Below are 961 nucleotides of genomic sequence, written 5' to 3' on the forward strand. Positions count from 1 at the left end.
GTGGGGAGGCCGGCCTCGTCGAGGACGTAGGCCTGAGAGCGAGCCAAGGGCTGGCCCAGGCGGACGGGGCGGTGGGCTTCCACCTTCTCGGCCACCACGCAGATGGTCGTCTCCGTCGGGCCGTAGGTGTTGAGCAGTTGGAGGGACGAATCCTGGAGCTGCCGCGTCAGCGCATCCGGCAGCGCCTCGCCTCCTGAGATGAGGCGCTTGAGCGTGCGAAGCGCAGCAACGGCTCCGGGCTCCTCCATCGCGGTGGCCAGCGAGGACGGCGTGGTGCTGACGTGCGTGATGCCGTGGCGGGCGATGTCGCGCCCCAGCCCCAGCGGCCCCACGTCACGCAGCACGACCGTGGCGCCTCGAGTGAGCCCGTAGAACAGCTCCTCTAGATGGATGTCGAAGGAGAAGCTGCTGGAGGAAGCCCAGCAGTCCCCCGGACGCGCGTCGTAGAGGGAGTCGAAGGAGTCGAAGGCGTGGACAAGGGAGCGGTGGGTGAGCTCAACGCCCTTGGGCTCGCCAGTGGAGCCAGAGGTGAAGAGGAGGTAGGCGAGCGAGTCGGGGAGGACGAGCGGGAGAGGGAGTGAGGACGGAGACTGAGGAGGGAGCGGCTGGACGAGGGGAATCGCCAGCGAGGCGTCGGAGAAGAAGTCCGGGCGAGAGAGGACGAAGCGAGCACGGGCCCGGTGGAGAAGCGAGGCACGGCGCTCGTGCGGGTGAGTGGCTTCGAGAGGAAGGCAGGTGGCGCCACTGAGGAGGATGGCGAGGAGGCCGACGACGGCGTCCTCGGAGCGCTCGAGGCACAGGCCGACGACGTCCTCCGGGAGGACGCCAAGGCCGAGCAGGTGCTGGGCCAGGCGGGTGGCGCGAGCGTGGAGCTGGGAGAAGGAGAGGCGAAGGCCGGAGGAGGCGAGGACGAGTGCGGTGGCGTCGGGAGCGCGAGCGACCTGGGCGGTCCACAGGGAGG

At 69.9% G+C, this 961-nt stretch carries 1 protein-coding gene; it reads right to left on the bottom strand.

Annotation, left to right across the window (positions count from 1 at the left end):
- Window positions 1-961, bottom strand: a 961-nt coding sequence (locus tag HV826_RS36370) for an AMP-binding protein (protein WP_176421571.1), incomplete at both ends; no start/stop codon positions are given.

Source organism: Myxococcus sp. AM010 (genome assembly GCF_013372585.1).
GTDB classification, from domain to species: Bacteria; Myxococcota; Myxococcia; order Myxococcales; family Myxococcaceae; genus Myxococcus; species Myxococcus vastator.